Here is an 18,353-nt window from a genome sequence, read left to right as displayed (position 1 = left end):
AGTTGTATTAACGTTTGTTTTTGAGGTAACGCTTACGACGGGCCTCTTTTTTAGCGGCTTTTTCTTGTTCTCGGCGGGCGTTGTCTTCTTCAACCTGTACCAGCTCGGTTTCAATCATATCCGGTTTCTCTAAAGTGAGGCCACCTAGCGCACCGGTGCGTAAGTCGTGCAAAAGCACTTCTGAGGCTTTATGGAGGTCAACCCGTCCACCCGCGCGCAAACAACCGCGTTTGGCACCAATCGCTTCCATTAACTCAATGTCTGTTTCGGGTAATACATCAAGCTGATAGCGTTCTTTAAGCCGCTCGGGATAGGCGCTCGCCAAGTATTCCACGGTGTAAAAGGCGACCTCGTCATAATTCATTGCCGTGTCTTTCACGGCGCCGGTTGCCGCGAGGCGAAAACCGCTATGTGGATTCTCAACCTTTGGCCATAAAATCCCGGGTGTATCAGAGAGCACGACGCCGTTTTGCAGGTTGATCCGCTGTTGTTGGCGCGTCACCGCCGGTTGGTTGCCGGTTTTTGCTATCACTCGGCCAGCAAGGCTATTAATGATGGTGGACTTGCCGACGTTGGGGATCCCCATGATCATTGAGCGAATGTTTTTTCCCATGGTTTCCCGATGCGGTGCCAGTGCGCGGCAGCGATCCATAATCTGGTTCACTTCATGCGGGTGCGAGGTAGTAATTGCCATCGCTGACACACCCTGTTCTTGCTCTAGGTGCGCCATCCACATTTCGGTCATCGCCGGATCGGCTAGATCGCGTTTATTCAGTACCTTGATCACTGGCTTTTCACCACGAAGCGTGCGGATCAGGGGATTTTCGCTACTAAACGGAATGCGCGCGTCGAGCACCTCGATGATCACGTCGATCTTAGGGACGACCTCTTCGATCTCCTTGCGAGCTTTATGCATATGCCCAGGAAACCACTGGATTTTGTTGTTAACCATGTTTGTACAACCTTGCTGATGCCAGTGCGCCAACACGATACCAGTCAGTGGCGCAAGAATGGCGCGCATCATACCACTTAATCAGAGGGATGAGAAAAGCGAGGGCAGGTGTGAATAACTACGTATCTTTCTTTCTTGGGCTTAATTGCTTATCACACCATTTTTCAATAGAGGGTGCGGATAAGGTGAACAGGCCAATTATCATGGCGATGGCGCAGATTACATAGATAGCTGTCATTGCAACCCTCCTTATTGGTTAACTTTAGTATACTCCTTGTTTCGCCTTTCCTCGGCCTCAAGTGCCGAGGATTGCCGTATTTTTAGGTTAGGTCGATGAAGATGGTTTGGTATCCGTATCAAACTGCTTGATCAGGACCGAGGTGTCGCAACGGCCATAGCCGCGCGCTTGTAACTTGTTGTACTGTTGATCCACCTGCTCGGTTAAGGGAAGGTTCACGCCTAATTTGGCGGCTTCTTCTAAACAAAAGCCCAAGTCTTTACGCATCCAATCAATCGCAAAGCCAAAATCAAAACTGTCTTCCGCCATGGTCAAAGCACGGTTTTCCATCTGCCAAGAGCCTGCGGCTCCATGCTTAATGGCATTGAGCATCTTTTCGATATCGAGATCAGCGGATTGCGCGAAGGTGAGTGCCTCGGATAAGCCTTGCAAAACGCCGGCAATACATATTTGGTTGGCCATTTTACAGCGCTGGCCACTGCCATACGAGCCTATATGCTGGATGGCACTGGCATAGACGTTTATGACGGGTTCAACGTCACTGAACACAGTCGGGCTGCCACCGACCATAATAGTGAGTGCGCCTTTTTCCGCGCCAGCTTGGCCGCCTGAGACGGGGGCATCGAGAAAGCTTAGGCCTTGACGCTCGCATACTTGTGCCAACTCAAGGGCCAGCTCGGCAGAGGTAGTGGTGTGATCGACCAGCGTACTGCCTTTTTTCATATTGGCTAACACACCAATATCGCCATACACCACACTGCGTACGTCATCATCGTTTCCCACGCACATAAAGACGATATCAGCATCAGCCACGGCTTCGGCTGGCGTTATTCCATATGTGCCTGAATAGGTGTCGCACCAAGCTTCGGCTTTGCCGGTGGTGCGGTTATAGACGCAAGTTGGGTAGCCGTGGTGTTGAAGGTGCCCGGCCATTGGAAAGCCCATCACGCCTAGGCCAATAAAGGCTACCTTGGTATTGTTGAGTTGCATGGTTATCTTGCTTCCTTGTCGTTAATTTGGGGTTAATTTATCAGAAACTTAACCTTTGTTGTATTTGTCGATGATAAGCTTGTATCATCTTCTTTTGTGTTGTGGCACGGATAATTATGACAGCACGACAACCTTTCTCGTTAACGATCGCGCATATTAACGACACCCACTCTCACTTTGAGTCCACTCCTGTCTCACTGAACCTGGACGACAAGGCTACACCGGTTTATGCCAATAGCGGCGGGTTCGCACGCATTGCATCTGCGGTATCACATTTTCGCGAGCAGGCTAAGCAGGATGATCATGCCTTCCTTTTTTTACATGCTGGGGATTGCTTTCAAGGGACTCTGTATTACTCATTATTCAAAGGTAAAGCGAATGCAGATTTGCTGAATCGACTCGGCATTGATGCGATGGCGATTGGGAATCACGAGCTAGATCAGGGCAATGGCCCCGTGGCCGACTTTCTTGATGATATTCAATTCCCTTTACTTGCGGGGAATTGGCATGTGGCGGATGAGTCAAAAGACAAGGATAAGCGTGTCAGTGACAAACCCGCTTTATTGCCATATATCGCTCCGGAGGAACGCGCGAGTGCACTCATCAAAACCTATGCCGGGCACAAAGTGGGCATCTTCAGTTTAGCGGTTGAGCAAATGGCGGCACTGGCTCACCCTGATCACGATACTCCTTTTTTGCCGGCAACACGCATCGCCGAAAACACCGTGGCTTTTTTGCGCCAACAAGGCGTGAATACCATTATTTTATTGAGCCACTTGGGTTATGACAAAGACAAGGAACTAGCGGCTGCGGTTAATGGGATTGATGTGATTGTGGGTGGTCATACCCATGTGCTGCAGGGAGACTTTCAAAACCTTGGTTTGGCGCAAGAAGATCCCTATGGCTATAAAGTCAAGGATACTTGGATTGTGCAAGCAGGTTGCCATGCGCAAGCCATTGGCCGGTTTACGTTATCTATCGATGAAAACGGTCGACCAGCTGCCTTTGATGGCCAGAACTACTTGTTGCTCGGGCGCAGCCTCGCGATGGATGCCTCGCGGGAGCAGCAATTGACCGAAGGTTCGTATCAAGCAGTGAGAGCCTATCTCAACCGACAGGACAATGTATTGATTTTACCCAGTGATCTCGCGTTGAAGCAGTATATACAGCGGACCTACCGTCCCCATGTGGCGCAACTAGAAAGTGACATTGTCACACATGTGCCGCAACGACTCCGTCATGTGCGTGTGCCTGACAGCGAGGGGGGCAGTGAAGTGGCCCCATTGGTGACAGAAAGCTTTCTGTGGGCCGCGCGTGAGCAAGGGATTGAAGCCGATTTTGCTATTCACAATGCGGGTGGTGTGAGAGTCAGTTTAAACGCCGGGCCGCTCTCTGCTGCTTTAATTGCAGGCACGTTGTTACCGTTTGCTATCGACGTGATAGCCTACCAAGTAACCGGCGCACAGATCCGTCGTGCGATTGAAGGCGCGATCAACAATGCGACAGATAATGGCGTAACGGGCCTCGGGTCGGGCAGCTTTCCGTATTGCGCCGATATACGCTATCGCTACGAAGCCTGGCAGCCGATGGGGGCGCGGGTAACACAACTCGAGATAAAGCGCGGTAATCACTGGATAGCCATCGATGATCAGCGACAATACACGGGTGTGTCGTCATCTTATACTGCCCAAGGTAAAGAAGGATACGATGCGATTCAAACCGGCCACCGCCGCTCGATTGGTTTATCCATGGCGGAGTGCTTTATTGACTATGCGCGTCAACAGCCAGTGTTGGCACTGCCTACTGAGCCTTTAGTGTGTTACCTCCGAACGTCTGGTGAGAGGAAAACCTGCTGGGGGAAATAACTTGGCTTGCCCTTTGCTTATTGATAGTCAGCTTGGTGTTGACGGCAGACAATTGCCGTTTAAGTTTTTGACAAGATTGTCGATACATTAAGTGAACCTGAATTGATCGACACACTATCGAAAGGTGAGGGGTTATGGAAAAACGTGATTGGTTTGATATCGGCTTGATCAGTTTTTGGTTGGTGGCTTGGGCATCGATTGTTTACTTTGTGCCAGTCATTTAACTTATTTACTGATCCGCGGATTGCGGGGGAACCTGTTTGAGTCGGGTTCCCCAGCGCACTAACAACGGCTGTAAATAGATTGGCAGCTGTATGGCGCCGATTAATGGTAGAAATGCCGGCCCCAGCGCGGCACCAGCAACGGTGTACGTTAGCAATACATTCCGATTGACCGCTGACACCGCGGCGATCATGCTCGCTTCTCGCCCCTGATGTCGATATAGCCCATACGCAATGATGAAAAAAAGTATGCAAATTGCAACTGAAATGGCTAAAAGCTCCAACGCGTAGCCTGAATCCTTTTGCCACATTGCCCCGAACGGCCCTACTAGCCCTAATGGAAAACTGAACACCAGCACAATGGTAAACTGTGCCAGTTTGCTGTGAATGCGTTTAAGCTTTTCGGGTTTGATCAGCGCGTGAAAAAGCGCGGCAAACAGCATGGGACCAAAAATAAAGATCACCAATCGCACCGCATAGCTTTTTAGATCCAATGAAAAATCATCACCTGACAGCACCGTGAGATTGATGAATAAGACGACGGGCATGAGCAATGTTGACGCGATGGTGTAGGCCATGGCGATGAGCGCGTCCATTCCCAAAGAACGAATGATGGCAGGCGTTGCAAACAAAGACCCAGTGGCGCAAATGCCACTGATTGCAAGTAACAAAGGGGTAGACGCACCGAGTAGCCACGCGAGAGAGTAAGTGAGTACGGTGAGTAGCACTGAGTGAACTAATGCGTACACCCAGACCTGCCACCGGGCTAACGCTTTCACTAATAGACCTTGATGAATGCCAAGCAGGGTAAACAGCATCAAGGCGAATAGCACATAAGGTAAAAACGGAAATAAGGCTAACGAGACGCTCGGAAAGGCAAAGCCAATCAATGCGGCAATAAAAAGACACAACGCTGAATGTTTGGCGAGAAACGCGAGCATGGTCAACACCTTGGTCACATGTGTAATCACGATGTTATCAGGTTTACACAACTAATCGAGTGAAAAATAGTCTTTTTCAATGATTAATACACTGTGTCGTATAAAAAGTCAGACAGGATGAAGGCGCGAGCGGTGAATTCAAACAGACAAACTGAATTCATTGATGGTTTGTATGTCAAGTAAGTGATTAGCTTATTTTACTGCAACTTAACATAATGAATACGTGCTAACCGGCAAGCACTTTAGATTAGAAAAACTAATCCATTGGTTTAATTTTCATCAGTTTAAATCTCGGGGCAGCCCCTTATAATTTGCGGCGAGTGATTAAGACAACAAAGCGAGGATCTTATGACGACTGCAACGGTTAATATGCCCCGTTCTCGTCGATCTTACGCGGTAACAATCAAAGGACTGATCGCTCACGCCATGGATGTGCTGTTCACTAGCAGCACACACGCTCCCGCTTATGATGCCAGTCGCTTACCGGCACATTTGCAGCGTGATATTGGTATAAACCGATAAGACGACTTAAAACGGATAGAACGCGAAACGCCACATCATCGAGATGTGGCGTTTTTTTTATGGTTTAATCGTTCTCGAATGTTTACGTAAAATGAGTGGCTTGTTAAGCCGACGATTGCGATCAATTGAGGAGTACAAAAGATGGGATGGTTCTCTGCACTGTTTTCCAAGGGAAGCGACAAACAACCACAGGTGTCAGTCACCCCCACAGAATACCAAGGCTATTTAATATACCCTGAATCGACCGCCGAAAACGGTCAATATCGTGTCAGTGGCCGCATTTGCAAACCGCTTGATGACAAGGTACTCACTCATACGTTTATTCGCTCAGATTTGCTGGGAAGTCAGGAAGATGCCAACAGCTTGATGGTCACAAAAGCAAAAATGATGATTGATCAAAACGGTGATCGGCTATTTGATTGAGGGGCGTCAACGAATCGCGCGATAGCAAAAATAATGCATAAATATGAGCAATTAATTCGGATAAAGTGTAGCCCAGATCACATTTATGCCCCAATGGCGATCCCCGCCCTGTGGTGATTAAGGAATAAACTCGTTAAGTTAACACTGTTGCGTTGCTAAGCACGAAATACTGACAACAGACCGCAACAGCGTGATAAGCGAATAAAACCGCTTGGAATGCTTATTTTTGTCAGTGAACCTATTTCAGGCCGCGGTTTTAGCGCCTGTGATAACCAAAAAAATTTCTTATAAGCCAACATTCAGGGAATAGCTATGCAGATTGGTGTTCCAAAAGAGAGGCTCGTTAATGAAACGAGGGTAGCTGCGACACCTAAGTCGGTTGAGCAGCTTATCAAGCTCGGTTTTGACGTCGTAGTAGAGAAGGGTGCAGGTGAAAAAGCAAGCTTTGAAGACACTGCGTACGAACAAGCTGGGGCGAACATTGTTGATACAGATGCTGCCTGGCAGTCTGACATCATCTTTAAAGTTAATGCACCAGGCGTGATTGAAGAGACAGGCCAAGATGAAGTGGCATTGCTGCAAGCAGGCACCACCTTGGTGAGCTTTATTTGGCCCGCTCAAAACGAAGAATTACTCGAACGTCTGTCAGCGCAGAACGTGAATGTGATGGCCATGGATGCGGTCCCACGTATTTCGCGTGCGCAGTCATTGGATGCGCTAAGTTCGATGGCGAACATCGCCGGTTATCGTGCGGTGGTTGAAGCAGCGCATGAGTTTGGTCGCTTCTTTACCGGACAAATCACGGCGGCGGGTAAAGTACCGCCTGCGAAAGTGTTTGTCGCGGGGGCTGGCGTTGCTGGGCTAGCGGCGATTGGCGCAGCCGGTAGCTTGGGGGCGATTGTCCGTGCTTTTGATGTTCGTCCTGAAGTGAAAGAACAAGTCGAGAGCATGGGCGCGGAGTTTCTAGAAGTCGACTTTAAACAAGACAACTCAGACAGTGGCGATGGTTATGCCAAAGAAATGTCTGACGAGTTTAATCAGGCGGCGGAAAAGCTTTATGCGCAGCAAGCAGAAGATGTCGACATTATCGTCACGACCGCACTGATCCCTGGTAAGCCAGCGCCCACGCTGATCACCAAAGAGATGGTTGACAGCATGAAGCCGGGCAGTGTGATCGTCGATCTCGCCGCAGCGAATGGTGGTAACTGTGAGTACACGGAAAAAGACCAAGTGATCACCACGCCCAATGGTGTAAAAGTGATTGGTTACACCGATATGGTCGGCCGTTTGCCCACCCAATCGTCACAGCTTTATGCGACTAACTTAGTCAACCTCACCAAATTGCTTTGCAAAGAGAAAGACGGCAACATCCAAATTGATTTTGATGATGTGGTCGTGCGCGGCGTTACCGTGATCAAAGAAGGCGAGGTCACCTGGCCTGCGCCACCGATTCAAGTCTCTGCGCAACCCAAAGCAGAGCCTAAAGCAGAACCCGCTCCTAAGCCGGCACCCAAAAAAACCTCTCGTGCGACCAAGTATGGCCTGATGGCCGCTGCCGCCGGGGCGTTCGGGTGGATTGCCAATTATGCCCCCAGTGAATTCCTCTCACACTTTACCGTTTTCGTACTGGCCTGTGTGGTGGGCTACTACGTGGTATGGAATGTTACTCACGCGCTGCATACCCCGCTGATGTCCGTGACCAATGCGATCTCAGGCATCATCATCGTTGGGGCGTTATTGCAGGTAGGACAAGGCATTGGCTTTGTAACCTTCCTTGCTTTCATTGCCGTGTTGATCGCCAGCATCAATATATTTGGCGGCTTTACTGTTACAAAGCGCATGCTTGAAATGTTCCGTAAAGGGTAAGGAGAAAGAATGTCTGAAGGATTGGTACAAGCTGCGTATATTGTCGCTGCGCTTTGTTTTATTCTCAGTTTGGCTGGGCTATCAAAGCAAGAGTCAGCGCGCGCAGGCAACTATTACGGGATTACCGGGATGGCGATCGCTCTGGTTGCCACTATTTGGGGGCCGGAAGTGCAAGGTGTGGGCTGGATTATTCTGGCCATGGTCATTGGTGGCGCGATCGGTATTTATTACGCTAAGCGCGTAGAAATGACAGAAATGCCTGAGCTGGTGGCGATGCTACACAGTTTCGTGGGTTTGGCTGCGGTATTGGTGGGTTTTAATACCTACATCGATCACCCGCCGCTGACGGGCGCGATGCTTAATATCCATTTGGTTGAGATTTTCCTCGGTGTCTTTATCGGTGCGATCACTTTCACCGGCTCGATTGTCGCCTTTGGTAAGCTACGTGGCGTGATTTCTTCCAAGGCGTTGATGTTGCCACATCGCCACAAGCTTAACTTGGCTGCTGTCGTTGTGTCGTTCCTGTTGCTAATCAGCTTTGTCAACGCAGAAGGTTCAACAGCGGCACTGCTGATAGTGACCGTGATTGCGTTAGCGTTTGGTTATCACCTAGTGGCCTCGATCGGTGGTGCAGACATGCCCGTGGTGGTATCGATGCTGAACTCCTATTCAGGTTGGGCCGCCGCTGCAGCTGGCTTTATGTTGGCAAATGATCTCTTGATTGTGACAGGCGCGCTAGTGGGCTCATCGGGGGCGATTCTGTCTTACATCATGTGTAAAGCGATGAACCGCTCTTTCATTAGTGTGATCGCCGGTGGCTTTGGCTCTGATGGCACTGCGTCTTCTGGTGATGACGAAGTCGGTGAGTATCGAGAAAGCACAGCCGAAGAAGTTGCCGAAATGCTGAAAGAGTCTAACAGCGTCGTCATCGCCCCAGGTTATGGCATGGCGGTTGCGCAAGCCCAATACCCTGTTTACGAGGTGACAGAAAAACTCCGGAGTATGGGGATTGAGGTGCGCTTTGCGATTCACCCTGTTGCGGGTCGTTTACCAGGCCACATGAACGTCTTGTTGGCTGAGGCCAAAGTGCCTTATGACATTGTACTGGAGATGGATGAAATCAATGATGACTTCCCTGACACAGATACGGTTTTGGTCATTGGTGCCAACGATACGGTAAACCCTGCGGCGACGGACGATCCATCGAGTCCCATCGCTGGCATGCCGGTCCTTGAGGTTTGGAACGCCAAAAATGTGGTGGTATTTAAGCGCTCAATGAACACAGGTTATGCCGGGGTGCAAAACCCGCTGTTCTTCAAAGACAATAGCAGTATGCTATTTGGGGACGCGAAACAAAGCGTTGAAGCGATATTTAAAGCATTATAAATGACGTCTATTGATTGGTGGCGTTGCCGAAAAGAGCCAGTTTCGACTGGCTCTTTTTTTTCGCCACGTCTTTTGGCGTGACGGAGAGTGCCGGGCGCGGCCTTGGAACTTACACGGCACTGACATTTTGATAAAAATTGATGGTAAGCTTGCGATCATGCGAATTCTGCTGCTACTCATTCTCACATTGACTGGCTGGCCAACCTTGGCCGCGAGCACGTTCTCGGAACAGATGACTGCCTTTCGTGCGCAGTTATTGCTTGCCGATCCCGTTGCACGCTATAACCTGATTGGTATTAACCGTGCGTTCCCTCGTGTGCTGCTTAGCCCCGATAGCTTGTTGCCGCAAAGCGCTAATTATCCTTTAAAAGATATTCGCCGCCTTTATCAAGCTGCACAAAAATGCCAAGGCCCGTGGCCCGTCAATCCGAAGGTGACAGAGCCGTTGGTGTTCACGCGAGCGATGTGTAATAACACCCAGCTTCCGGTGGCATGGTTCTCTCGGTCTGGCTTTATTCATCCCGGTGGGGGAAGTTACGCGGCAAAATATGCAGAGCAATTTCCTGAGCGGCGCAGCGAACTAATGCGTTTTTTTCATATTCAAGAGCGGCCTCAAGCAGAACCAGACAGCTTGTTGGGACGATTGCAGCGGATGGAGTCTAATGCCGTTGATGCCTTAAACAGCGGCGCTAAATCGTTAATCAGTCAGAATGAGATGTGGGTGCGCGTTGGCAGTTATTACCATTTATACCAAGCCTCGCAATGGCAGCCATTACTGGCCGAGTTTGATTTAAGGATCACCCCTCGTGGGGAGCAAGATTTCTGTTTGGCGCGAGTGGGCAACATTTGTTGGAATGAGGAAAAAGCGCCCAGTTATTGGCCCTACTTGGTCGGAGCATTAATCGTTATCAACCTTGTGGCACTGGGTGGTTGGGCGTTTAACCGTTGGACGGTGCAGCGCCGGTTGATGCAAGAGCGTATGCTGGTGTTGCAAATTCTCACCCATGAACTGCGCACGCCGATTGCGAGCCTCTCCATGACAGTGGAGGGCTTTCGGCGCAAATTTGATAGTTTACCCGATGATTTTTATGAGGAGTTCCGCCGGCTTTGCGAGGATTCGCGACGCCTAAAACAATTGGCAGAGGCAAGTAAAGATTATTTACAATCCAACCAGAAACCTCTCAGTAAAGAGACGATCCCTTCTGTTGAAGAGTGGTTGGGTTATATTTGCGACGAGCACCAAGTTACGTTACACGTAAGCCAAGATGGTGCCGTGCGAGCGAATGTTTATTGGTTAGCAACATCGTTGAACAATTTGATTGCTAATGCGGTCAAATATGGTGTTGCACCCGTCGATGTTCATGCTCACGTGTCTGAGGATCGTTTTACGATCGCGATACGCGATCAAGGGGAACTCACGGCCAAGGACTGGAAACACATACGTAAACCTTTTGTCAGCCAAAGTGGACTTGGACTGGGGCTGACGATTGTAGAATCCATGATTGAGCGAATGGGGGGGAAGTTAATTTTATCTGGCCCACCCACCACATTTACTTTGGAGATTCATTGTGACGCAAGCGACGTTACTTCTGGTTGAAGATGATGCCAACCTGGCTGATGGTTTACTGGCAAGCTTGGAACAAGCAGGCTACCGCTGCTTATATGCAGAAAATGCGACAAAAGTGGCCGAATTATGGAGAGATGCCGATCTCGTGATCCTCGATCGCCAATTGCCAGAAGGCGACTCCATTGAATGGCTAGCGGATTGGAATAAGCTTAAAACCATTCCTGTGATTTTACTGACGGCCATGGTCTCGGTGCGCGATCGTGTAGGCGGCCTGGACTCCGGCGCCACAGACTATATCACCAAACCCTTTGCGGAGGCCGAGTTGCTTGCGCGCGTGCGTGTGCATCTTCGCCATCCCGTGGGTGAGGTGGAAGTCTCGAGCGATGACCTCATTATCAATGATGTGCGTATTGATACCGCGAGCCGAGCGGTATTTTGTGGCGAAGAAGAGATGACTTTGACACGAACTGAGTTCGACCTTTTACACTTTTTGGCCAAGAATGCGGGACGGGTATTTACGCGTGATGAACTATTGGATCAAGTGTGGGGCTACAACCATTATCCCACAACTCGCACCGTCGATACGCACATATTACAGCTGCGGCAAAAGCTACCTTCGGTCAATATCGAAACCTTGCGTGGCGTTGGCTACCGTATGAAAGCATGATGAAAAAGTGGGTCATTTCTGGAACATTACTGACGATTTTGACTGCAAGTGGTGTGCATGCAGCATGGTTTGATGGCAATGATGCATTAACCAGTGCCCATCAGCGCCTGTTAGAGGGGAAAACCGCGGCCAGTGTCGAATCGATGATTGAGGCGTGGCAACAGCCCAGTCTTTCAGCGTCGCGTCAGGATCATCTGGCTCAGTTATTGGCACTGGCCATTACTGAAGATTGTGGCCGTAGTTTGAGTCGTCAGACGTTGCCGGATTGGCTGAATAATGTCTCCATTCGTCGAGAAACGGTGCAGACTACCAGTCGCGTTTACTACCGCGTCCAAGTGGCGGGAGAGTCGCAGCCTGGCGTTGAGGCGTTTACACTGAAAAAATGGCCGGACGAAACCGTCATCAGTGACGATTTATCGACAGAGCAACAACATCGCTGGCGCCTTGTGAAAGATGGGCTATCAGAGCCGGTTTCTGAAGGGCTTTACCAGTTAACCGCTGAGTCAGTGGCGGGAGAGACATGGTCTAGTTGGTTATTGCTGACACAACCTCAGCCGCGTCAAACGCTGAGCTGGAAAGACACCCGCAGTTGGCACATTGCGCCTTTTGATGATTTTAACTCAACCTGCCAGCGTCCTTTTTTGACGCTTAATCTTTATCCGCAAAACCAAACTGATGGCGCACCGATTTGGTCGGCAGAGAAGCACAAACGACTCCCGACTCAGTTACCCATGCTGGATGTACCTAATGGACAGTATTGGTTCAGTGTTGCCTTGATTGAGCGTCGCTGGCAAGGCGCGTTATCGATAGAAGAAGTACAGCGCATCGGGCGTGCGATTGATCTGCCGGACTTGGACCCTGGCTCACTTGAGGCGATTGCGCCTGAGGCTGATAATCAGTAAAGCGACGTTTAGATGTGTCGTAGTTTGATAAAGCTCACAGGTTTTAGTGAACGCTCTCCACCCATTGGGTTTTGCCTCTATTCTTGCTTTTAGTAGCGAGACAAACAATATAGAGGCCGCTCAATGACTTTTAAAACGAAAGCACTTGTTCTAGCGTTAGCCACGTGCTCTGCCAGTGCGATGGCTGCAACCAATCCCACCGATGCGCGCGGCAATGCGATGGGCGGAGTGGGTGTCGCATCGGGCGACTACCTCTCTGCTGGCTTTCATAATCCTGCTTTGGCGGCGCTTGACCCTGACAGCGCGTTTGGTGTCCTCGTGCCTTATCTTGGCGCTGAGGTGCGTGACCCTGATGAGCTGGTTGATGGGCTTGATGATGTAGCGGATGCGTTTGATACCAATGATGCCAATCAAATTGAACAATCATTGAGAGCGGTGCAAGGCGATAAAGCGTATCTCAATGCAGGCGTCGGTGCCGCAGTCGGCATTCCTACTGGCTCTGTCTCGGCCACCCTTTATACCTCAGGGTTGATTGAAGGCGCGGTGTTACCTGATATCGACACCAGTGATTTTGGTGTCACTTCCAACCCCAATTCAACTGCGACCATTATTGCCGCGGGTATTGGTGAGTTAGGGGTCGCGTTGGCCACTAACCTCGAGCTCGCGGGTCAGCGAGTGGCGGTGGGCGTGACGCCGAAACTACAGAGAATTACCACCTATAATTACGGTGTCGCGGTCGACGATTACGATACGGATGATTGGGATGATAGCCGCTACCGAGAAGAAGAAAACACGTTTAACCTTGACCTTGGCGCCGTCTGGCAGTCCGGCCCTTACCGGGTGGGGCTTTCAGGTAAAAACCTTGTTAGCCAAGATGTTGATACTGTGACTAGCGCGAGAACCGGTCACAGTTTCACCTATGAACTTGAGCCGCAAGTCACGCTGGGTTCAGCCTTTGTATCTGACTTTGTCACCCTCGCGGCGGATTTGGATTTGAACAAGAAAAAGGGCTTTAAAGGTACCCTGGATGTGGACGATGACACCCAGTTTTTCCGGGTTGGGGCAGAGTTTGATGCCTTTGGTCATGCGCAGTTACGTACCGGTTATCGCGCGGATCTTGAAGATAACGTCGACAATGCGTTTACGCTCGGTTTAGGGTTGTCTCCCTTTGGTGTGGCCAACTTCGATATTGCTGCCAGTATTATTGATAGCGACAGTTATGGCGGATCGGCTCAGCTGGCATTTACATTCTAGTCCTTTATTGATGATGACAAATGATGAGGCAGGCCCTAAAATGGCCTGCCTTTTTTGATCACGATTTACCACCAAGAGAGCTCCCTATGTTTGATGGCGTCACGTTAAACCATGAACAACAGCAAGAAGCGGCAGAGCGCATTCATGCACTGATGGCAGAAGGGATGAGCAGTGGCGAGGCCATTATGCACGTTGCTAATGAAATCAGAGCGCAAGCGGCGCAGGCATCTTCGTCTGAAGAGTGAGACAAGCTGCAAACAAATCGCCTTTTTATTTACAATTCCGCCAATCCCTGATTTATTTAAAGGAGATCAGTAAAAGGAGTGTCGGATGAGCAATCGGCTTGAAAAGGCGCGCGAGTGGGCGAGGGTGCGGCACGCACTGCAACGTTATGGTGCCCAGCCTTATCGTTGTCACCTTGATCATGTTGAGCGCATTGCCGCGCCCTTTGGTGAGCAAGCACGCATTGTGGCGCAATTGCATGACATTTTGGAAGATACCGCCACACGTGTTGACGAGATCTCAGCACTTTTCGGCCCAACGGTTGCCAGGGCGGTCATGCTCGTGACGGATCCCCGACGGCCAAGCCGGGAAGAGAGAAAGCGCGCATTGAACCAGCGTTTGATCGCGCTCGATCCGAGCGATGAAGCTGCGTGGCTAGCATTAGTGGTAAAAACCTGTGACCGTTTAGCCAATGTGATTGCCAGTAGTGAGCACAGTCCGCCGCGTTTTTTACAATATCAACGCGAGCATGGAGGCTTCCGGGTCGCGGTGTATCGGCCAGGGTTATGTGATCACCTCTGGCGTGAGCTTGATGGCTTGATTGATGCCGGCCAACAAGCAGACCGGCATCCAGATCATCAACTGCACGCATCCATCTCTTGACTCAGACTAAGCCAGACACGCTTTTCTCCTTAATGCTTTAGTTCATCAATCAGTTATCGAGATCATAAATTGTCGGAATCGGTTGACGTTTGTGCTGTGTGGCTTGGTAAACCTGAATAATCTTCTCTTTAACCGCGTCTTCAACCGGCTTACCCTCAAGAAAATCATCGATTTGCTCATAGGTCAGCTGCAGCGCTTCTTCATCCGCTTTTTGCGGTGATAAGTCTTCTAAGTCAGCGGTGGGCGTTTTATTTACCAAGACGTCTGGTGCCCCCAATGTGGCGGCGAGTTGACGCACTTGTCGTTTGCTTAGACCAAAGAGCGGCGCAAGATCACACGCACCATCGCCGAACTTAGTATAGAAGCCCGTGATGTTCTCGGCAGAATGGTCAGTCCCAATGACGAGCCCTTGGGTTAATCCTGCTATTTCGTATTGCGCCATCATTCTTGCGCGTGCTTTGACATTGCCTTTGGCAAAATCAACCCGGCTATCACTGTCGGGGAGTAAGCCTACGGCAGACACGGCATCTAAAACTGATTGGTGATTACCATCGACCCCCGGCTTAACGTTGACCGTGACGGTTTTGCTCGGCTTGATAAAAGACAGGGCGAGTTGCGCTTCGTCTTCGTCTTTTTGTTCGCCATAGGGCAATCTGACCGCAATGAATTGATAGTGATCCTTGTTTGCTTCTTGGTTAAGCGCTTCAATCGCTAACTGTGCCAGTCGTCCACATGTCGACGAATCGACACCACCACTGATACCTAACACGAGGCTACGTGTCCCGGAACGTTGCAACATAGTTTTGATAAAGGCGATGCGACGACGGATCTCCGTTTCTGGGTCGATATTGGATTGGACGCGCATTTCTTCGCGGATCTGGTGTTCCATCTTAGGTTCCTCTCAATCACTCTGGCATACAATGTCAATGAAGACTCTACTGTGAGTTATTGTGCATGATCTCTGTTGGCTTGGGTATAGCGCAAGTGAATCTCCTCACCCTGATGGTGATAGGTTAGGCTTTTGGTCAAATTCATGGCATCATTTCGCATAATCCCTAAACACGAGAATGACTTGGCGAAGAGCGTATAATGACAGAGCAAATAGCCGTATTTGGCAGCGCATTCAATCCACCCACTCAAGGTCACGCGTCTGTTCTGGCGCAATTGTGTCATTTTGACAAGGTGCTGCTCGTGCCGAGTTATAGACATGCATGGGGAAAAATGATGGCACCTTACGAGACACGATGCGGGTGGGTACAGGCATTGATTCATGACTTGCGCTTACCGAATCTACACTTGTGTCAGCGGGAGGCATCGTTAGGACGAGAAGGTGACGCTGTCACAACACACATGCTGCTTTCTGCGTTACAGGACGATTATCCTGACGCGGCACTCACGTTCGTTGTTGGTCCTGATAACTTGCTCAAATTTGACCAGTTTGCCGATAGTGCGCAAATACTCTCGCGCTGGTCAGTATTGGGGATGCCTGAGACGGTGGTGGTGCGTAGTACACATATTCGTGAACGACTGGCGCAAGGCTTACCGATTGATGATCTCACCACACCCAGTATCGCAGCACAGCTGAGCGAAGCCGTATTTTGTCGCTAGCGGCCTATCGGTGCGTTTTTAACAGTGCTCGCGTTTAGCTTTCAAACACACAGGCATAGCGAGTGCACAGGGTGTCAGCGTCGGCCGTGGAGACGCCGGCCGACTCAGCCGCGCGCTCCCATGTTTTACCAGACTTCATCGCTGCTCTTAGCTGTCGAACGGTAAAATACTCTTGCAGTTGTGCAATGGTCAGCTGAGTGAGCGCTTGTAATTGGTAGTGTTGCGCTGTGCTCACCGGCGGCTGGCCTGTTTGGGCAAATGCCGTACAATCTGCCAGCGCTTGGGTGGGCGCATCAAGTTGCTGGGTCGGCGCGAGGTGCGTGATTTGGTCAAGTATCACGGCTTGAATGTGATGCGACTGCGCTGCCGTTAACACGGATGCTGTTGGCGTGCCAAGCTCCATTAAGCCGGCGGCCAGTAGTGGGGACAACACAACATGTCCCACACTCTCAGGGAGGGGATGTTGTGTGCGTGGCGATACGGCCAATTGGTGTAAACGGGTATTGGGCGTGATGGTCAATGCATGAAGGCACTCAAAAGGTAGCCAGAACCCCTGACCGGTATAGACAGGGATATCTGTTTTTCCTAAGCGAACAAGCACCAAACCGTCCTCAACATAAAGCAGGTTCGCTGTGTAGCGGCGCTTTCGAGGGGTGAATATCAATGAGGGTGTGTGATAAAGAGTGTATTCGCTCGTGGTCTTCATAACAGTGTCTCGATGTAATAAGGCGGCAATGGTGAGCACTTTTGCTGTTGAGGTCAAGTCAATGACGGTAAAGGGAACTCTTAACCAGGCTGAAGGTCTGACCTCCAACCTGTGTAAAATTTCGGTGGGTTCACTTTGAATCCTTTGTTGACTGCGTAGAATGGCGCGGTTTTTACTCGATATAATGGAAGAAAGTGCAGACAGTTAACGATCCCTATCAAGAGATTCGTCCTTATCATGACGACGAAGTTCCCAGTGCAATTCAGCGACTCATCCAAGATGACGAGTTTATCAATGCGATTCTATCTTATCGCTATCCGCATGCGTCTGGCCCGCTTGGTTGGCTTTTAAAGCCTGCTCTTAAATTGTATCTAACTAAAAAGTGGAGCAATATTAAAACAGTGCAGGATGTCCAACTGCATGTCGCCAGCTATATGCGCAAGATGATTAAAACAACCTGTGATAAAGTCACGGTCTCTGGCGTAGAAAAACTGGATCCGAATAAAGCCTACCTATTTGTCTCCAACCACAGAGACATTGCGATGGACCCTGCGCTAGTAAACTGGTGCTTGCACCAACAGGGGCTCGATACAGTGAGAATCGCTATCGGTGATAACCTGTTACGTAAACCGTGTGCGACTGAGCTGATGAAGCTTAACAAAAGCTTTATTGTCAAACGCTCAGCCAAAGCACCACGTGAAATGATGAAGTCATTATCACAGTTATCGGGTTATTTGCGCTTATCCCTCGATGAGGGTCAGTCGATCTGGATTGCTCAGCGAGAGGGGCGAGCCAAGACGGGCCAAGATGTCACGGATCCGGCAATCTTAAAAATGTTCTTCATGGAAGGGCGAAAACGCAAGCAAGACTTTGACAGCTATATGGAAGCGCTTAATGTGGTGCCTGTCGCCATCTCCTACCAAAACGATCCATGCGATCTGGACAAAGCAACTGAATTAGACGCGGTCAACCGCCTTGGTGCCTACGAAAAAAGCGAGTTTGAAGATATTCAAACCATCGTGAAAGGGATTGTCGGTGACAAACGGCATGTGCACGTGGCCTTTGGTGAGCCTGTGACCCTGTCACAAGACACACCCGAGTCAATGGCCGCAAAAATTGATGCGCAAATCCACCAGTTATACCGTTTATACCCGGCTAATTATATTGCCGCTGGGGTAGAACATGACAGTGTCACGCCAGCTGAGCAGCGCCTCTATGAGCAGAAGCTTGCCCAGGCCCCCGAAGCGGCGCGTGACTATTTGCGTGAAATGTACGCTAACCCTGTGCTCAATCAGTGTGCAACAAGCTCAGACAATATCAATCAGGACAGTCCTCTCGCAGCAGAAAATAACAAGTGACA

17 protein-coding genes are annotated in these 18,353 nt (G+C 50.1%); 12 read left to right on the top strand and 5 right to left on the bottom strand.

Annotation, left to right across the window (positions count from 1 at the left end; all coding sequences use genetic code 11):
• Positions 1–7: 7 nt before the first annotated feature.
• Both ylqF and C7A19_RS02530 read right to left on the bottom strand, forming a co-directional pair.
• Positions 8–952, bottom strand: a complete 945-nt coding sequence (ylqF, locus tag C7A19_RS02535) for a ribosome biogenesis GTPase YlqF (protein ID WP_116644083.1) — start codon at positions 950–952, stop codon at positions 8–10.
• Positions 953–1,277: 325 nt separating this feature from the next.
• Positions 1,278–2,180, bottom strand: a complete 903-nt coding sequence (locus tag C7A19_RS02530) for an NAD(P)-dependent oxidoreductase (RefSeq protein ID WP_116644069.1) — start codon at positions 2,178–2,180, stop codon at positions 1,278–1,280.
• A gap of 116 nt (positions 2,181–2,296) precedes the next feature.
• On the opposite strand from C7A19_RS02530, the gene C7A19_RS02525 reads away from it, so the two are divergent.
• The gene (locus C7A19_RS02525; RefSeq protein ID WP_116644068.1) at positions 2,297–4,045 is read left to right on the top strand and encodes a bifunctional UDP-sugar hydrolase/5'-nucleotidase; all 1,749 of its coding nucleotides are present in this window, start codon (positions 2,297–2,299) and stop codon (positions 4,043–4,045) included.
• A 229-nt stretch (positions 4,046–4,274) separates the two neighbouring features.
• Here the strand turns inward: C7A19_RS02525 and C7A19_RS02520 are convergent, their stop codons facing one another.
• Positions 4,275–5,207, bottom strand: coding sequence for a hypothetical protein (locus C7A19_RS02520; RefSeq protein ID WP_201264057.1), 933 nt, complete (start codon positions 5,205–5,207; stop codon positions 4,275–4,277).
• A gap of 663 nt (positions 5,208–5,870) precedes the next feature.
• Between C7A19_RS02520 and C7A19_RS02515 the strand changes: the two genes are divergently transcribed.
• The 9 genes from C7A19_RS02515 (at position 5,871) to C7A19_RS02475 (ending at position 14,679) form a co-directional block, all read left to right on the top strand.
• A complete protein-coding gene (locus C7A19_RS02515) occupies positions 5,871–6,152 on the top strand; it encodes an HlyU family transcriptional regulator (RefSeq protein WP_046075873.1) in 282 nt (93 codons plus the stop codon).
• A 312-nt stretch (positions 6,153–6,464) separates the two neighbouring features.
• Positions 6,465–8,018, top strand: a complete 1,554-nt coding sequence (locus C7A19_RS02510) for a Re/Si-specific NAD(P)(+) transhydrogenase subunit alpha (RefSeq protein ID WP_046075872.1) — start codon at positions 6,465–6,467, stop codon at positions 8,016–8,018.
• Between the two features lie 9 nt (positions 8,019–8,027).
• Complete coding sequence (pntB, locus tag C7A19_RS02505) at positions 8,028–9,404, top strand: Re/Si-specific NAD(P)(+) transhydrogenase subunit beta (protein WP_046075871.1); 1,377 nt, start codon at positions 8,028–8,030, stop codon at positions 9,402–9,404.
• 157 nt (positions 9,405–9,561) lie between these two features.
• Entirely contained in the window at positions 9,562–11,001 is a 1,440-nt protein-coding gene (locus C7A19_RS02500) for a DUF3404 domain-containing protein (RefSeq protein WP_046076074.1), read from the top strand.
• Positions 10,973–11,638 (top strand): response regulator transcription factor, encoded by a 666-nt coding sequence (locus C7A19_RS02495; protein ID WP_046075870.1) that lies wholly within the window; start codon positions 10,973–10,975, stop codon positions 11,636–11,638. The genes C7A19_RS02500 and C7A19_RS02495 overlap by 29 nt, the downstream gene beginning before the upstream one ends.
• Positions 11,635–12,540 (top strand): DUF2861 family protein, encoded by a 906-nt coding sequence (locus C7A19_RS02490; protein ID WP_235614248.1) that lies wholly within the window; start codon positions 11,635–11,637, stop codon positions 12,538–12,540. Before C7A19_RS02495 ends, C7A19_RS02490 begins: the two co-directional genes overlap by 4 nt.
• A 123-nt stretch (positions 12,541–12,663) precedes the next feature.
• Entirely contained in the window at positions 12,664–13,794 is a 1,131-nt protein-coding gene (traF, locus tag C7A19_RS02485; RefSeq protein WP_116644066.1) for a conjugal transfer protein TraF, read from the top strand.
• Between the two features lie 86 nt (positions 13,795–13,880).
• Positions 13,881–14,039, top strand: a complete 159-nt coding sequence (locus C7A19_RS02480; RefSeq protein WP_077579155.1) for a YoaH family protein — start codon at positions 13,881–13,883, stop codon at positions 14,037–14,039.
• 85 nt (positions 14,040–14,124) lie between these two features.
• Positions 14,125–14,679 carry an HD domain-containing protein gene (locus tag C7A19_RS02475; protein ID WP_046075867.1) on the top strand — a complete coding sequence of 185 codons (555 nt, stop codon included), beginning with the start codon at positions 14,125–14,127 and terminating at the stop codon, positions 14,677–14,679.
• 49 nt (positions 14,680–14,728) lie between these two features.
• Here C7A19_RS02475 and nadE read toward each other — a convergent pair whose 3' ends face one another.
• Positions 14,729–15,568 carry an ammonia-dependent NAD(+) synthetase gene (gene nadE / locus C7A19_RS02470; RefSeq protein ID WP_077458892.1) on the bottom strand — a complete coding sequence of 280 codons (840 nt, stop codon included), beginning with the start codon at positions 15,566–15,568 and terminating at the stop codon, positions 14,729–14,731.
• Positions 15,569–15,768: 200 nt separating this feature from the next.
• Here nadE and C7A19_RS02465 point away from each other — a divergent pair, with 200 nt between their 5' ends.
• The gene (locus C7A19_RS02465; protein ID WP_116644065.1) at positions 15,769–16,287 is read left to right on the top strand and encodes a nicotinate-nicotinamide nucleotide adenylyltransferase; all 519 of its coding nucleotides are present in this window, start codon (positions 15,769–15,771) and stop codon (positions 16,285–16,287) included.
• 34 nt (positions 16,288–16,321) lie between these two features.
• On the opposite strand, the gene C7A19_RS02460 is transcribed toward C7A19_RS02465, so the two are convergent.
• Positions 16,322–16,993 carry a hypothetical protein gene (locus C7A19_RS02460; RefSeq protein ID WP_116644064.1) on the bottom strand — a complete coding sequence of 224 codons (672 nt, stop codon included), beginning with the start codon at positions 16,991–16,993 and terminating at the stop codon, positions 16,322–16,324.
• Positions 16,994–17,187: 194 nt separating this feature from the next.
• On the opposite strand from C7A19_RS02460, the gene C7A19_RS02455 reads away from it, so the two are divergent.
• Positions 17,188–18,351, top strand: coding sequence for a 1-acyl-sn-glycerol-3-phosphate acyltransferase (locus tag C7A19_RS02455; RefSeq protein WP_069362980.1), 1,164 nt, complete (start codon positions 17,188–17,190; stop codon positions 18,349–18,351).
• Positions 18,352–18,353: the final 2 nt, after the last annotated feature.

Origin of the sequence: Salinivibrio sp. HTSP (assembly GCF_003390965.1) — a bacterium.
Classification (GTDB): Bacteria; Pseudomonadota; Gammaproteobacteria; order Enterobacterales; family Vibrionaceae; genus Salinivibrio; species Salinivibrio kushneri.
The sequence above is the reverse complement of the archived record's forward strand: the minus strand, read 5'-3'. Positions and strand labels throughout refer to the sequence as shown.

What these genes read in the sequence shown, in the direction of transcription:
- ylqF (WP_116644083.1), bottom strand. Translation starts at nt 952, where the DNA reads ATGGTTAACAACAAAATCCAGTGGTTTCCTGGGCATATGCATAAAGCT.
- C7A19_RS02530 (WP_116644069.1), bottom strand. Translation starts at nt 2,180, where the DNA reads ATGCAACTCAACAATACCAAGGTAGCCTTTATTGGCCTAGGCGTGATG.
- C7A19_RS02525 (WP_116644068.1), top strand. Translation starts at nt 2,297, where the DNA reads ATGACAGCACGACAACCTTTCTCGTTAACGATCGCGCATATTAACGAC.
- C7A19_RS02520 (WP_201264057.1), bottom strand. Translation starts at nt 5,207, where the DNA reads ATGCTCGCGTTTCTCGCCAAACATTCAGCGTTGTGTCTTTTTATTGCC.
- C7A19_RS02515 (WP_046075873.1), top strand. Translation starts at nt 5,871, where the DNA reads ATGGGATGGTTCTCTGCACTGTTTTCCAAGGGAAGCGACAAACAACCA.
- C7A19_RS02510 (WP_046075872.1), top strand. Translation starts at nt 6,465, where the DNA reads ATGCAGATTGGTGTTCCAAAAGAGAGGCTCGTTAATGAAACGAGGGTA.
- pntB (WP_046075871.1), top strand. Translation starts at nt 8,028, where the DNA reads ATGTCTGAAGGATTGGTACAAGCTGCGTATATTGTCGCTGCGCTTTGT.
- C7A19_RS02500 (WP_046076074.1), top strand. Translation starts at nt 9,562, where the DNA reads ATGCGAATTCTGCTGCTACTCATTCTCACATTGACTGGCTGGCCAACC.
- C7A19_RS02490 (WP_235614248.1), top strand. Translation starts at nt 11,635, where the DNA reads ATGATGAAAAAGTGGGTCATTTCTGGAACATTACTGACGATTTTGACT.
- traF (WP_116644066.1), top strand. Translation starts at nt 12,664, where the DNA reads ATGACTTTTAAAACGAAAGCACTTGTTCTAGCGTTAGCCACGTGCTCT.
- C7A19_RS02480 (WP_077579155.1), top strand. Translation starts at nt 13,881, where the DNA reads ATGTTTGATGGCGTCACGTTAAACCATGAACAACAGCAAGAAGCGGCA.
- C7A19_RS02475 (WP_046075867.1), top strand. Translation starts at nt 14,125, where the DNA reads ATGAGCAATCGGCTTGAAAAGGCGCGCGAGTGGGCGAGGGTGCGGCAC.
- nadE (WP_077458892.1), bottom strand. Translation starts at nt 15,568, where the DNA reads ATGGAACACCAGATCCGCGAAGAAATGCGCGTCCAATCCAATATCGAC.
- C7A19_RS02465 (WP_116644065.1), top strand. Translation starts at nt 15,769, where the DNA reads ATGACAGAGCAAATAGCCGTATTTGGCAGCGCATTCAATCCACCCACT.
- C7A19_RS02460 (WP_116644064.1), bottom strand. Translation starts at nt 16,993, where the DNA reads ATGAAGACCACGAGCGAATACACTCTTTATCACACACCCTCATTGATA.